Origin of the sequence: Amedibacterium intestinale (genome assembly GCF_010537335.1) — a bacterium.
GTDB classification, from domain to species: domain Bacteria; phylum Bacillota_I; class Bacilli_A; order Erysipelotrichales; family Erysipelotrichaceae; genus Amedibacterium; species Amedibacterium intestinale.
This window is the reverse complement of record NZ_AP019711.1, coordinates 2,440,752-2,456,140: the sequence shown is the minus strand read 5'-3', so window position 1 is coordinate 2,456,140 and position 15,389 is coordinate 2,440,752. Positions and strand designations below refer to the sequence as shown.

Genomic DNA, 15,389 nt, shown 5'->3' with positions numbered 1-15,389 from the left:
TTAAGAATATTTATTATTTTTAACAATTTTTTATCAAATCATTTTTACATAAAAAAAAGAAGAAAAGCATTTATGATAAATGAATTTCTCCTTTTTTAATATGTTAGTTTTCTTTACGTTTTTTACTTAATACTACAAAACTTGCAAATGATAACATAGATAAGAATGCGAATGGCATTACAGTATTTTGTACACCCGTACTCACAGAATCTTTATTACCTGTTTCGTCTTCAGCATTATTCTTATCTTCATCTGGTTTTGCTGCTTCCAACTCGGCAATTGCTTTTTCCAAATGTGCTTTTAACATATCTACTTCTTCTTGTGTTAAATCACCATTCTTCAATTGTTCCGCAATTTTATCGGCAGTTTCAATCAATTTATTGTATGATTCCAATGTACATTTGTTTTTATCTAAACCATATACATAATCCAATAAACCTTCAACAATTGTTTTATCTGCTGCCTTAACTAAACTTTTCGCTGCAGTTTCAACATCACTTCTTAATTCTGCAAGACGTGTCTGGCTTACTTCACCTTCTAATTCTTTCATTACTTCAGCACATACATTTGCAAACTTTTTCCAGCTTGTCTGTGTATATGCAGTCTCCTTATAAGATGCTATCCAATCCATTAATGACTGTACTTGTTCTTTTGTTGCTTTTAGAACTAAGCCTGCTCTTGCATTCTGTAATTGTGTATATGCATTTTCTACTTGCTCCAATGTTGCATTTTCAACATTTAAAATACCATGTGCAGCTTTCAATGCTTTATTAAAAATTTCAGCTGTATCACTCATGTATAAGCTTAAATCTAATTCATCCAATTTATTATCTTCAATATATTGATTTAATAAATCTTTTGATACCTGTACTTTTTTTACTAAAGAAGCTTTTGAAGCCTGCAGTTTTTCTACCATTTCAGTAACTTCTGCTTCTGTAACATCCGCTTTCTTTAATAATTGTTCAGCTTCTTTCACAACCTCTATTAAAGCAGCATAAGAATCTTCTGTATAGTCTTCTTTATGTAGATTTGCAATACTATCCAACTCTTCTTTAATTAAAGTAAGATTGCCTGCTTTTACTAACTTATAAAATGCTGTTTCCAATTCTTCTAATGCTGTATCTAATTCTGTTTGTGTACTATTGTTATCTGCATTAATAGCCTGAGCATTATCCAATGCTTCTTTAAATACTCTATAAGATGCAATTGTATAATCTTCTTCTTTTACGTCTAAAGATTTAATAAATTCATCAAGTGCAGTATGATCTGTTCCATATTTCTTGTCTGTCAATAAAATGATTTCTGAAATTTGTGGAGCATGATTTTCTTCCCATTCAAATTTCACTTCAAATAAGTTATCCCAGAATGGCAAGTAAATTTCAGTAAATGCAGTATCTAACATGCCTAGCTGTACCCATTCTTTTTCTTCTGCATTACCAACCAATCCCATTACTTTCGCATGACTTGGTGTTCCACTTTGCACGATATTAAGTTTTTTTACTCCAAGATTTTCAGAAAGCTTGTAGCTTATATATCCTGCTTTTCCATCTGCTGGTTTGTAAGAAGTTGTTAAGTTTCCATCAAACATATTGTTCGGTCCAAACCCCTGTGCTTCTATAGTATTAGAAGTAAAGCTTGGATTGTTTTCTGTTGGAACATATTCACCATCATTGATAAAAATTTCATTAAACACAATTGCACGATTTTCATTAGATGCAGTTGCTTCTATTTTTAAATAACGTGCTGTTTGAGGCTGTTTTAATGTTCCTGCTATTGAAACTTTGTTTGGATAGGTTGAATTTGCTTTATATCCTGCATCAGAGTCTATACATTTTACAGCAGCATCATTTTTATTTTCAACTCCATCTCCGATTGTAATCACTTTTGTCCAATTCTCCAAATCATTGGAAATTGAAATTTCTCCATCTCGTAAATAATTTACTGCACTGTCTTGACATAATATTTCTAATTTTGAAATATTTCTTTTCTGTCCCAAATCATAGATTGCATATTCACCTTTGTTTGGCAATGTTCCAAATTCTGTTGTTGTATCAACGTTACCGTCAAATGCTGCACCATTATTACGACTATCTTCTGATTCTCCCCATCCTGGCTGAATACCAAATGTTGATTCTTTTAAGTATGGAGCATAAATCTCATTAGATAGAACTTCTAATTTATTAATACTAAATGTAACTGCATGATTACTGTGATTTATCAAACGAATGTAACGTGCTGTTACCTTATCGTTGTTTTTCTTATTTGCTGAATAAGCATTCCATTCAACATTATTATCAGAAATTTCAAGAGCAATATCATCTGCATTTACCAAATTAGCAGTTATTTTTTGAATATCACGAATTCTAGGTAACATTACTCCGATAAATTCGCCTGTCTGCAATGTAATATTTTCACAGTTTTCAATAGCAGCACGATCATCGTTCAACTCCATTGTTAAGTTTTGCAATTCGTCACTATTTGTAAATACTTTATCACCTTCTTCGATAATACTTACTTTAAAATCTGCCATTTTCAACCAAGTGTGTTTATCTTCTTTATTTCTAAGTCTTACATAGCGAGCTTCTATTCCATCAAAGTTCTCTTCAACAATTTTTTTATTTTCTGATTGTTCGTATGATTTAAATTCTGTATAAGTCTTTCCATCTACAGAATATTCTAAAGCATAATTACTCCAGAAATCCCCCTCGTATCCCATAATGAAACGTACATTATCGATTGGATACACTTTACGTAAATCAAATCCTACATAATCATCTGCCAAAGACATATCACCAGTTCTTGTCTGATACCACACAAAAGTATCATCTTTATCATCTAGCAATCGATCTTCACCATTTCCATTATAAATTTTATATTCATTTGTTCGGATTAATTTTAGGTTATATCCTTCTACTTGCTGAATAGCTTTCCCATTGATATAAATACCACGAATAGATAACCAGATATCCGGTGTATCCTGTGTACAGATAATACGAATACCTTTCATCTGCAAATCCAAATCACTTACAGAGAATTCTAATGCCTTATTGCCTTTTTCAGTCCCTTCAATATCTTTCCATTCTTTACCATCTTCTGTATACTGAAGTTTTGCTTTTGCAAATGTATTTTTATTGTTAGTAGCACTATCTGACATCAAGAATTTCACTTCATTCATAGTAATAGGCTGTGTATAAGTAACTCCGATATAATCTCCTGCTTTTGCAGAGTTTGGTGTTTTCCATTGTGTATATGTCGTATCACTGTCATCTAACATATTTTGCATAGGAGAAGATGGTGTATCCGTACGGTTTGTAATAGGTGTAATAATTTGCTTTGTTGGATCAACCATTGTGCTAACTTTAATAGATAAGTAAGATTCCATTTCTTTAATAAATGGTACAATGTGCTGTACACCTACCTCAGCATATTCTAAATGATCAACATAATTGAAACCATATGTTTTTGATTTTGTAAATGCTGCCTGACCTTTTGAGAAATTTTCTAAAATAACAGAACTGTCATTACCTGTATTTAATTCTTTTATAGCAGTCAAATATGCTAATGCAGCTTCTGTTGTATCATCCCAACAGTTTAACCAATAAACAATTTGATCTCTAATATTTTTATCTCCTGCTTGCTGACGATAAACTTTTGCAGCATTTTGCAATACTTCAAATTCACGAATTAAATCATCGATTTTTGCAACATCAATACTCGCATCCACACTTAATAAATCTTTTACTTCAGTTAAACGCTCACGAAGTTCAATAGATTCATCTAATGCGACAACACGACCATCCATTGCCTGATTTATCATATGTTTTGATAATTCACGCAATGCGTTAGATGCATCTGTTTCATATGGTCCATTATGATCAACATATTTAAATGCATCGTTCCAAATTTGATCAGCTTCTTCCTTACTGTCCCACATATTCCAGCTATATGCAGCATTTCCAAAAATTGCTACTTTACTTGGTTCTGACTGCTGCATAGGATTCAATACAATACCTTGAATATTTTCTGGATTTACTTTTGGATGTAAGAAGTTAGAATAACCACCCATAATCAAATGTTTCTTAGAATTATCTGTACAAGGCCAGTTAATCCACATGTATGGTCCACGTCCTGCTTTACTTGTAAAAGTATCCGTAAAACTTTGTGATACCTCTCCCCATATTTTTCCACCAGTCATTACAATCTGTACATTTTCTGGAAAACGTTTATAATACTCTTCTCCATTATACATATATTCCTGTGTACAAAATGGAAGTGTTAATTTTAAATCTGGATAAGTCTCTTGCATTTTTTTTAGCCACGCAGTCATGTCTTCCAATGTTTTAATATAGTTTTCTCCACCAACATTTTTTGCATCATCTGCAAGAATAGCAATTTGACGTACTCCAGCTTTAATTACTTGTTCAAATTTATTCTGCATAATTTTTAAATCTTCACTATAATGTTCATCAGAATCATAACGAATTGGATTATTCATATATGGATGCAATGCATATACAAAACGTGTTTTTGATTTATTTCCTGCTTCTGCCAATGGTTTAATTTTTGTATCAATTTCTTCTTGAGAATATAGTTCTCTCCATTTTGCATTGTGTTTTGGATCATCTTTTGGAGCATAAAAATAAGAATTCAATTTATAATAACCACTCCAAGTCATCAAATTTATACGATCTTGTGTAGACCATGGATTACCATAATAACCCTCAATGAATCCACGACTTGCAACATTAGCATAATCTTTTACTGTAAAAGTTCGTACCTGATTATTTTTTACTTGTTGAAATACATGATATAACGTAGTTATTCCATAAAATGCTGCATCACTATCTTTCCCAAGTACAACAATTTCATTGTTTTTATTTACATTTAAATAATATGCATCAATTTTTTGATACAAGTCTTCATTTTGCGGATAGTTAGCTTCAATATAACTGCTTGCTATATCTTTTGTTCCTTTTACCCCTACAAATATATTTGTCAAGCCTTCTTGAGCTTTGTTATTTTCTTGTAACTTCAAATCTAAAACATTTGCAACTTCTTGCATTCTCGCTTTAGTTTCTGCATCAATTGCACTATCATAAACGACATTTAACGTATTAGATAATGTAATTTCTTGATTTTCATATGAAACATCTTGTGGTTTTGGATAGATTTCATACTTAGTCAATTCTTCTGCCGCTTGTGTAATTTGTACATTTCCAAGAATACCTGTACATACTAACATACAAGCTAAAAACATTTTCATTGTCTTTTTTATCATATTCTCTTTCATCCTTTCTATGATTATCACATTTAACTTTCATAAATGTGACACAACGTACTCTTATTATATATAAAGAAAACTGTAAAAATATTGCACTTGTTATAAAAATCTTGCAGTATATATTCCAAAATTAAATATAAAAAAAACCATTACTTCACTTTATATGAAATAATGGTTATATATTTTATAATTTTCTTATTTTACTTTCGCATCAATTGTATTATCTTTTACCACAACATCGTGTGCTCCACCTTCTACAATACTTGTCGCAGAAACTAAAGTAATTTTTGCTTTCTGCTGAAGTTCTGGAATTGTCAAAGCGCCACAGTTACACATTGTATGTTTTACTTTGCTCAGTGTTAAATCCACATTATCTTTTAACGCACCAGCATAAGGAACATAAGAATCAACACCTTCTACAAAGGAAAGTTTATTACTTCCTCCCATATCATAACGCTGCCAGTTTCTTGCACGTGCACTTCCTTCTCCCCAATACTCTTTCATATATGTACCATTGATAGTAACTTTTTTTGTTGGAGATTCTTCAAAACGAGAGAAATAACGCCCAAGCATTACAAAGTCAGCCCCCATTGCCAAGGCAAGGGTAATATGATAGTCATGTACGATACCGCCATCACTGCAGATAGGAATATAAATACCTGTTTCTTTAAAGTATTCATCACGTGCTTTTGCTACTTCAATTGTCGCAGTCGCCTGTCCACGTCCAATTCCTTTTTGTTCACGTGTGATACAAATACTTCCTCCACCAATTCCAATTTTAATGAAATCAGCACCAGCTTCTGCCAAGAAACGGAATCCTTCCGCATCTACAACATTTCCTGCACCAACTTTAACACTGTCTCCATATTTTTCACGAATCCATTTTAAAGTCAATGCCTGCCATTCACTAAATCCTTCACTGGAATCAATGCATAATACATCCGCACCAGCTTCCACCAATGCAGGAACACGCTGTTCATAATCACGTGTATTGATACCAGCACCTACGATATAACGTTTGTCATTATCCAGCAATTCATTTGGATGTTCTTTATGAGAATCATAATCTTTGCGGAATACAAATGCCACCAAATGCTGTTCATCATCAATGATAGGCAACTGATTTAACTTATGTTCCCAAATCATATCATTTGCTTCTGATAAGCTGCATCCTTCTTTACCATAAATTAATTTTTCAAACGGAGTCATGAATTCAGCGACTTTTGTTTGTAAATCCATGCGTGATTCACGATAATCACGGCTTGTAATAATACCTAAAAGTTTTCCTTCAGCAGTTCCATCTTCTGTAACTGCCATGGTTGCATGTCCTGTTCTTTCCTTCAATGCTAAAACATCAGCTAATGTAGCATCTGGACGAATATTGGAATCACTGAAAACAAAACCAGCTTTTGTCATTTTAACACGACGTACCATTGCTGCTTCATCTTCTACTGTTTGTGATCCATAAATAAAAGAGATTCCACCTTCTCTGGCAAGAGCACAAGCCATTTTTTCTCCTGATACAGACTGCATGATTGCAGAAACCATCGGAATATTTAAAGAAAGAGCTGGTTCTTCTCCTTTTTTAAATTTAACAAGCGGTGTTTTTAATGAAACATTGGCAGGTGTACACTCTGCACTGGAATATCCTGGTACCAGTAAATATTCACTGAAAGTACGGGAAGGTTCTTCAAAATAGTAAGCCATAAATCCATCTCCTTTTTTCTTTTTGTTCTCTACTTTCCTAATTTAAAATCGTTTAGATTTTAATACATTATAAGGATAATAAAGTTTGAAGTCAATAAGCAAAATGAAAACTTTTCAATGAATTATAGTAGAGTTTGTTTTTTTATTTAATCAAATCTATTACATTAAATAATCAAAAGTAAATATATTAATGTATATAATTTCCACACAGAAATTTAAAAACATATGTCTTACCTAAAATATATATGGTGATATATTAGTTCATATCCTTTTTCTTCATTACAATTCTTCCCATTATTTGTAAGATTAGGATATAAACAGATAAAACGACTATTCCTGAAAAAAACGAATAGGAAGTAGTTCCAGCAACGACCTCTACTGCATTTTTATAACTAAACGGATCGAATAGATACCCAACTGCCGTATTCGTAATTGGGGTTGTTGCATAAAGCAGAAGACATAATGCCAAACTGATACACAAACCAATCGTTTTTGACTTAATCACTATATTAATGAACATAGTCATTGAATTCAAAAACAGAATAAACAGAACAAGCAGTACTAATGCAAACAACAAAAACAGACCTAAACTCATATAGTCTAAAGACATATCTGGAGATCGCAGTGCTGTCCAGTTCATATTGTCTCCACCATATAATGAATGACGAACAAGTCCTGAATAATGTTCACTGGAATACATTCTTCCCATATCTACCATTTTTTCCATATCTCCAATATTGTTAAATGCCATCTGAAAAGAATGAAGTCCTTCTTTAAATGTCAAGGTTGGATAAAAAATCATTTTAAACTTGTCAAAAGCCCCCAAACATACAGAAATCAAAACGCTTGGCAATAACAGCATGATAAAAGATACGCAACTTGTGGATATGGTTTTCACAAACATATATCGCTTTCGCATATGTGGACTGCTGATAATCGTTTTTATTGTCCCCATTTCCTTATCTTTGGATATACTGTCAAATCCCAATAAACATATAAGAATAACACCTAAAAGAGGTACGATTTCATTGAATGTATGAAAGAATATACTAACACTATCTACCTGATAATGATTGATTGGTGCCAATCCTTTATCCAGCAATGTATCAAATAATCTTATACAGTACTGCGTATCAATAAAGGAAGCTATACTTAAATCCGCATTTGTTGTATTGCTTACATCTGTACTATCATGTGCCAAATCCGGAACTTTTATGTGTGTTAGATTTCTTTTTTCGATAATTTTGTCTACTTCATCGTTATACTGTGAATAATATGCATATTCATCTTTGTACTTATAATCTGTAAGCTGTGTATGACGATACAAATACACGCCATTTAACAAACTTAATTCATTATATGTTTTCCAGTCTTTTTCTCTGGCAGCAGCCTGGGCTTTTTTTATAACACTTTTCCATTCTTTTATGGCAGCTCTACGTTCATCTTCATCACCATAATATATGCCTCTTTTCGCATCTATATCTAGAAAGCTGTCATAAATCTCAAGCATATAATACTGTTCTTTTAACAAATTCATTCCATATATTTCCTCTTCTAGAGATTTTTGATAATTGTTAACAGAATAAGCAATCGTCATTACAAAAACAAGCAAAATTAAAATCTTTGTTTTACTTGCTTTTAATAAAAACTTAATTTCATACCAAATATACTTCCACAAGTTTCATCACCCATCTTTCAAATCCAATTTAGAAAATCTAATCACGGAGAGTTTTATAAAACATGCAATCAATACAATATTTACTGCACCAATGCCAATAAGATTATTTTTCTGTTGAAGCAGCTTACTTACATAAATTTGAGATATAAACGGTAGCTCCACTATATGCACATTTGATAGTCCAAACAAAGCATAAATAAAGTAAACACACAACAAGATACAAGAACCTATTGCGATGAGCGTTGTCTGTTTTTTCGTATAAAGCGAAAAATAGAAAAAGGATACGATTAGGGTAATAATACTTATGGTGACCATAGCTCCTAATTTAATTAGGTATTTGCCACATGGAGTCGTTAAATTTTTTCCTATGATATAAGGATACTGAATATCTCCGATACCATTTAAAAAACTAAAAACTAGAAAACCTATGCCAAGTGATAAACCAAGAAGAAACAATGAAAAACTAACCACTGTAATAATTTTTGCAAGTATGATAGTCGTTCGTTTATAAGGTGTCGTCATATAAAATTTATAGCTACCCTGCTCCATTTCTTTTGTATAACAATCAGATATAAAAAGATACAGCAGCATGATGACAAAAATATAAAGTATTCCATCAAATGCTCTTGCAAGATAATTGAAACCATTCATTTCATAAGGACTAGAATACAAAAATGATAAAGATGGATTTTCTTTTAACTCTTCTTTATTATTATCCAAAAGTTTCTGCATGATATAAATTTCTTTTTGAGATTCTTCAACTTCTCTTTGCGGAGTTGAAAACTGATAAAGCATGCCCGTATATTCCTTATGAATCGCATCTATAAGTTTTTGATTTCTTTGAATGCTGAGCTCTGCAATCTTTTGATCTTCTCCATATACTGTATTTACATTATGATAATATCCAGACAGTAAACGAGATGCCTCTGTTTCCCATGCCCAATAATCATATTCTTCTTTTAACTGTTCCCATTCTTTTGAAGATTTATCTAAACCCGTCATTTTCTTTTCCAGATCATCTCTCATCAACATTGCACTATCTGCTTCATCTTCCAAATAATCAAGTCTGTGTTCCATATATTGCCTGTCTAAAGACATGTTTTGAATACCGATAAACAGAAATAATACGATACATGCCAATATCATTAACCAGTTTTTCTTATTTCTAAACAGTTTATAATATTCTATAAATAGTAACCTTTTCATCTTAACCACCATATATAGAAGAATAAATACTTTCAATGCTAACGACTTCTTTTTCAATATCTTCTATTTCAACATCCGCTTCTACTAGTTTTTTTATAACTTGTTTTAATGGTTGTTCCTGTGATAACAATACGGAAAGTACATTCATTTCTTTTTCTTGTACAGCAGCACCTGTTTCACTTATGATTTGTTTTGCTTTATGATTGTTATTTGTCCTTAGCTGATACCGCTCATTCTTATACAAATCATTTTGCATAGGAATTATTTCCCCATTGCGTATACATACGATTCTTGTTGCGATTTTTTCAATTTCTCCTAAGATATGTGATGAAAAAAGGATGGATACATTTTCTTTTTCTACTAAGTTTAGAATTGTTTCTCTAAGTTCCATCACTCCTTTTGGATCTAATCCATTCGTCGGTTCATCCAAAATAATAAGTTTCGGTTTATTAAGTAACACAATCCCTAAAGCTAGACGCTGCTTCATACCTAAAGAATAATGTTCTACCCTTCTATATAAAGCATCTTTCAGATTTGTAAATTCTGCAATCTCCTTAATCCTTTGTTTAGAAACTTTTCGCAAGGCTCCAAAAATCTTTAGATTATCATACCCTGTCATCTCTAAATACAACCCAGGATTTTCAATTAAAGATGACTGGCACTGCAACGCCTTATCTCTGTCTTTCATTAAATCATAACCACATATTTTTATTGATCCAGAAGAAGGAAAAATAAGGTTGTTTATACAGCGCATCGTTGTACTTTTTCCCGCACCATTAGGACCTATAAAACCAATAATTTCTTTTTCATAAATCGTTAAATTAATATCTTTAAGAACATGATGGTTTTTAAAATATTTATTTAACCCTTTTATTTCCAAAACTTTCTCCACTTTCCATCACTCCTTTGTTATATATTATAATATTTTTAATAAGAATTATAGTTTAACTTATGGAATTATGCATCTTGATTATTCCCCTTTATTAGTATCTCTACTAACTGAATTTCTTAATTTAATTCTTTTCAATCCAATCGAAGCATATAAAAAAATGCAAGTCATCATCAATAACTTACATCTCTATAATATAGATTTGATTTTTTATCTTCTTTGCACAGAACAATAGATGTAACTTTCGAATTTTTATCTAAACTTCCTACATATAAAGATCAACATTACATGTATGTAAGGATTCTGCTTATTTTACAATATTATTTTATTACAATCCAATTTCCTTTTCGGTTTGAGCCAATTCTTTCAATGACTTTTTTCTTTTGCAATGATATAAATGCTCGTTCTATCGTTCTTTTTGTTACACCAATCTTTGAAGCTAATTCATCTGCCGTATACTCTGAATCTTCAATCAATAAAGAAATGACCTTCTTCTCCGTTTTGTTCAACGAAATATTGCCGACATTATTGCCGACATTATTACCGACATTTTCACTTTTGATTTTGTCCAAAACGACATCATCAAACGGAATTGTACAACGAATGTAGTTGTTTTCAATCTCAAAAACTTCTTCTCCATATTTTTTCACGATGGTTGGAATTCCATGCCCAGTGTGTTCTGTAAGACCCATATTTAAGAAAATTCGCATGAGTGTAGCATTCCTTGGTTTACTGATTCCATCAAAGAATTGCTTCTTTGTCATTCCGCTTGGTAAACCACCATGAGATAAAATTTCTAAGCGATTGTCAAACATAGAAATTTGTGGCTCTGTAATTGTCCAATCATTATGAACTAATGCGTTCAAAATTGCTTCATTCACACAGTCATAATCAAATAAATAGGTATCTTGTCTTGGTCTCACCGTTGTATCAGAGACACAAATGTTTTCTGCTTGAAGTCTGTTCTTTATCTTTTCATAAGAAGTGATAATACATCTATATCCATAATCGCTTCTTTCAGAAATTGCAGCCTTATCATTTCCTTTAAACTTCACAAATATCAAAGGAATGTTGTTTTTATCTGCCAATAATTCCGCCAAAAGATTATATTCACCATTTTGATTTTTTAAATTCAAGTTAGCTTCAAAGTTACTGTCATCTAAATGATAACCTTTTTCGCTGTAATAAATTTTCAATTCTTTAAATGACAAGTCGGACATAGTTGCTCGTTTCTTAAGCATATACTCTGAATCGACAAATTTATTTTCATATCGAATGCGAATTTGTTCCAGTGTCATTTCTCGACAAGTTGTTCCGACTCTGATTGTACAACCAACAGAAGAAAAGCCATATTTCTTTTGACAATAGATGTGCTTAATTCCTTTTGAAACATTAACAACGATCAATGTCTTTCCATCTTCAAAACGAAGTTCCGAACTTACTTCGTCTTGTGGATTTGGTTCAATTTGTGTTGTGATGATATCGGATATTTTCTTGAAAGTTTCATCAATCTTATCAACACCAACTATAGTTCCATCATCTTTAACACCGATGACAATTGTTCCACCGGAAGCATTTAAGAATGAAACTATTTCCTTGCAGATGATATCAGTATATTTTTCTTTTAGTTCTAAAGTTTCTGATTCAATATATTTTGGCATTTCACTTCACCTCAAGTTGTATCATACATATTATACCGACAAAAGTCAATTATATACCGACATTCAAACCGACATTGTATAAAACGGATTTATTATCCATATATTCATTAAATGTATAAATATTTTCTGCTCCTACAATATCGGTAAGAAAGTTTCTAAAAGCAGAATTAAGCGGTATTGAAACAAATAAAAAAAGTCTTTTCTTCGGTCTCGAACAACATACGTAAAACAAATTTCTATTTCGTTCATATGACGCCTCTTTACCTACTGGTATTGGAACTTTCCCCGTTATCATAGGTGCATAAGTCTCAAATTGGTATTGGTTCCATCCTTTACTAATAACAAAGACAACATTATCGTATTCTTCGCCTTTAACACCATGTTCTGTCGAAAACTCTGCTTCAGGGTATAAAAATTCAATTGCAGCCCTAAATTGACTGTAATCCAAATCTAAAACTTCACGGATTGTTGCATTCAATCCGTAGATAGTGTCAGGGGCATCGAAATATAGATGGTAGTATCCATCAACCAATGACGGAATAGGAACTAACTTTGACTCTACAATAGTATTGATAACATCAATAGCTTTCCCATCACGAGCTTTCTTGAGCTGTAATTCAAACTCTTTCCATTTTGTTTTCTCAGATTTTTTTGTGATAGGATAGCGTCTAATTCCTAGTGTATCAAACAGAAGCTGCATATTCAATGTACTTAACGCTTCATATATCGGTTCAACGGTATTCATGAAGAATAGTAAAAATGGGTCTTGTTTATCTCGAAGTCCATCATCAATAATAGCTAATAGGCGCTCATATCCTTGCTGGGTAGCAAGAACTTTATGTGTTATCATCAAAATCTTGATATTTTCCTCTTTCGGCACATTTTTCTTGATACACTCTGACAATTGATACAGTCTGGATTTTAGTTCTTCTGGCGGAAGATCATCTTTGAATGTACGATCCGACCTACGAACCCCAGGATAATCATCACAAGTAACAACAACAACTTCACCCTCAAAATTATCTATTGCAGACTGTTGCGGCAAATCTGGACGGATGTCATTTAAAAGTTTCACAATTCTGGGAGCAGATCTAAAGTTTGAACCTTTTTTGATTTTCTCAAGATTGCTGTGTTCAATCGCGCCACAAGCATTATTAGTTTGATAAATAGTTTGCCACGCATCTCCAAAAAAGCCAAATTGTGGTCCCACTCCTTTAGCGATGAAGAAATTTATAAATCGGTCGACAATTGGTTTATACGAGTCTTGATATTCATCAATCAAGATTAGTGGAAAGCTATCAGAAAAGACACGTCGAAATTTAGCATCCAATGAATAATCAACTACGAATTCTATCGAAATCGTTTCAACATCTTTATAAAGATCCTCATAGCTCAATTTTTTCTCCATAAACTGCAAAAACAGGTTATGGAGATTCTCTCGTTTTGGCAAAGGATAATCATTATAGGAAAAGGCTTTTCCTTCTAACACAGTATTGATGCAACTATTACAAGAAGTCTTTGCGGTATTATTACGACCAACGATTAGAGTTGTTTTTGCATCAACATCCAATTCTGCATCAATAAGTAATCTATAGTTTTTAATCTTTATTTTATTATTTTAGATAATTGCATTTTAACCATCCTTTCACTAATTTTTGAACTTTAACAGTATTCCATCGGCCTAATCTTTTCTTCGAAAAATCAATTTCATCTTCTGATAACTTGTATTTATATACTATTGCTTACCTATCACTAAAATAGACTTACTCTATTCAATATTTAATTATTAATAGAATCCTAAACTTAAACATTTTCAAATACTAGTTTCGAAAAGTTAACTTTAGTAGTCAAATATTAAATCATTTGAAAATGCCTAAACGCATCTTTTATTGCTTCTTCTTTCTCTACTGGACAAATTGGCTGATTTAAATCCACATTTTTCGGTTTATTATAATTTTCTCTTTCTTTAATTCCACACTTTTCTTTTACTTGTGCTATATATAGACTTGATACCTTAAATCCATATTTATCAAAAACATATTGTTTAATATTACTGTAAGTGGATTTACATTCTGAAGATGTCAATTCTATTTCTTCTGCATGTAATTCAATTTTGATATGTTGTTTTGTCTTAAGTTTGGAAAGTAAAGCGATTGTCTCAACATGTGTTGAATGTATAAAATTGGGAGTAGAAAGCCATAATTCTCCCACTCTGAAAACCATTTTTTTAACTTATAATATATACCATTTATGCCAAATTGCTATAATCAACCGAAAGATTTCTCATATTTTAATGTCTTCTTATAAATTTATAACCAGAAAATGTATCATATCATTTAAAGTGTGCTATAATATACATGCAAAGGGTTGGTAACAGCCAAAGAAAAGCAGGAGTTGGTAGCTCCTGTTTTTTTACGTATCACCACCTAGAAGTAGTTAGACTACTTCTTTAACTCCTTAACTATCATATAGAGCATTACCATAGTAATGATAACATTTATATCTATATTCATTCGCAAAGGGCTGGCAGTGATACATCAGGTTAGTATTTTCCAAGGATAAATATCTCCCATTTGTAATTATACTATACAGCTATATTAACATTGTAATCATATTAGAATATTTATCTAATTTTTATATCATAAAAGTATTTTTCATTATGAAATTCATCACAATTTCTTAATGTCTTGATTATGATCTCTGTATAAACAAGATATCCTCTTAGAACTCCTTCAAGTTGTCTAGGTGTAAAGACGTTCTGGTCTGATCCGTATGTACGGGTAATGAATACCTGTAAAGAGTTTTTCATCCCTGCTAATTTCATTTCTACATCCTCTAACATACCTTTTCACGAACACCTTTTTCTTTGTTTTCCATCAAAAAAAGCCTGACTTCGTGAAAATCAGGTAAAATAATCAATTATTACCAGTTGTATCCCATTTTTCTGGAGTTCAAAATCAGACTATG

At 31.8% G+C, this 15,389-nt stretch carries 9 protein-coding genes; all 9 read right to left on the bottom strand.

The window, feature by feature from the left end; all coding sequences use genetic code 11:
- Positions 1 to 103 precede the first annotated feature (103 nt).
- Positions 104 to 5,278 carry a beta-N-acetylglucosaminidase domain-containing protein gene (locus tag A9CBEGH2_RS12180; protein ID WP_163052417.1) on the bottom strand — a complete coding sequence of 1,725 codons (5,175 nt, stop codon included), beginning with the start codon at positions 5,276 to 5,278 and terminating at the stop codon, positions 104 to 106.
- A gap of 198 nt (positions 5,279 to 5,476) precedes the next feature.
- Positions 5,477 to 6,988, bottom strand: a complete 1,512-nt coding sequence (locus A9CBEGH2_RS12175; RefSeq protein ID WP_115715675.1) for an IMP dehydrogenase — start codon at positions 6,986 to 6,988, stop codon at positions 5,477 to 5,479.
- 256 nt (positions 6,989 to 7,244) lie between these two features.
- On the bottom strand, positions 7,245 to 8,666 hold the full coding sequence (locus A9CBEGH2_RS12170) for an ABC transporter permease (protein WP_115715676.1): 1,422 nt from the start codon (positions 8,664 to 8,666) through the stop codon (positions 7,245 to 7,247).
- Between the two features lie 6 nt (positions 8,667 to 8,672).
- On the bottom strand, positions 8,673 to 9,872 hold the full coding sequence (locus tag A9CBEGH2_RS12165) for a DUF2705 family protein (RefSeq protein ID WP_157964961.1): 1,200 nt from the start codon (positions 9,870 to 9,872) through the stop codon (positions 8,673 to 8,675).
- A 1-nt stretch (position 9,873) separates the two neighbouring features.
- Positions 9,874 to 10,764, bottom strand: a complete 891-nt coding sequence (locus tag A9CBEGH2_RS12160) for an ABC transporter ATP-binding protein (protein WP_115715678.1) — start codon at positions 10,762 to 10,764, stop codon at positions 9,874 to 9,876.
- Between the two features lie 317 nt (positions 10,765 to 11,081).
- Positions 11,082 to 12,422 carry an RNA-binding domain-containing protein gene (locus A9CBEGH2_RS12155; protein WP_115716105.1) on the bottom strand — a complete coding sequence of 447 codons (1,341 nt, stop codon included), beginning with the start codon at positions 12,420 to 12,422 and terminating at the stop codon, positions 11,082 to 11,084.
- Between the two features lie 49 nt (positions 12,423 to 12,471).
- The gene (locus A9CBEGH2_RS12390; protein WP_197739434.1) at positions 12,472 to 13,992 is read right to left on the bottom strand and encodes a DEAD/DEAH box-containing ATP-dependent helicase; all 1,521 of its coding nucleotides are present in this window, start codon (positions 13,990 to 13,992) and stop codon (positions 12,472 to 12,474) included.
- 284 nt (positions 13,993 to 14,276) lie between these two features.
- On the bottom strand, positions 14,277 to 14,633 hold the full coding sequence (locus A9CBEGH2_RS12555; RefSeq protein ID WP_232057287.1) for a 23S rRNA methyltransferase: 357 nt from the start codon (positions 14,631 to 14,633) through the stop codon (positions 14,277 to 14,279).
- A gap of 412 nt (positions 14,634 to 15,045) precedes the next feature.
- Positions 15,046 to 15,264, bottom strand: a complete 219-nt coding sequence (locus A9CBEGH2_RS12140) for a hypothetical protein (protein WP_115715681.1) — start codon at positions 15,262 to 15,264, stop codon at positions 15,046 to 15,048.
- Positions 15,265 to 15,389 lie beyond the last annotated feature (125 nt).

Excerpts from the sequence above, each read along its gene's own strand:
- A9CBEGH2_RS12140 (WP_115715681.1), bottom strand. The coding sequence starts at position 15,264 with ATGTTAGAGGATGTAGAAATGAAATTAGCAGGGATGAAAAACTCTTTA.
- A9CBEGH2_RS12155 (WP_115716105.1), bottom strand. The coding sequence starts at position 12,422 with ATGCCAAAATATATTGAATCAGAAACTTTAGAACTAAAAGAAAAATAT.
- A9CBEGH2_RS12175 (WP_115715675.1), bottom strand. The coding sequence starts at position 6,988 with ATGGCTTACTATTTTGAAGAACCTTCCCGTACTTTCAGTGAATATTTA.
- A9CBEGH2_RS12165 (WP_157964961.1), bottom strand. The coding sequence starts at position 9,872 with ATGAAAAGGTTACTATTTATAGAATATTATAAACTGTTTAGAAATAAG.
- A9CBEGH2_RS12180 (WP_163052417.1), bottom strand. The coding sequence starts at position 5,278 with ATGATAAAAAAGACAATGAAAATGTTTTTAGCTTGTATGTTAGTATGT.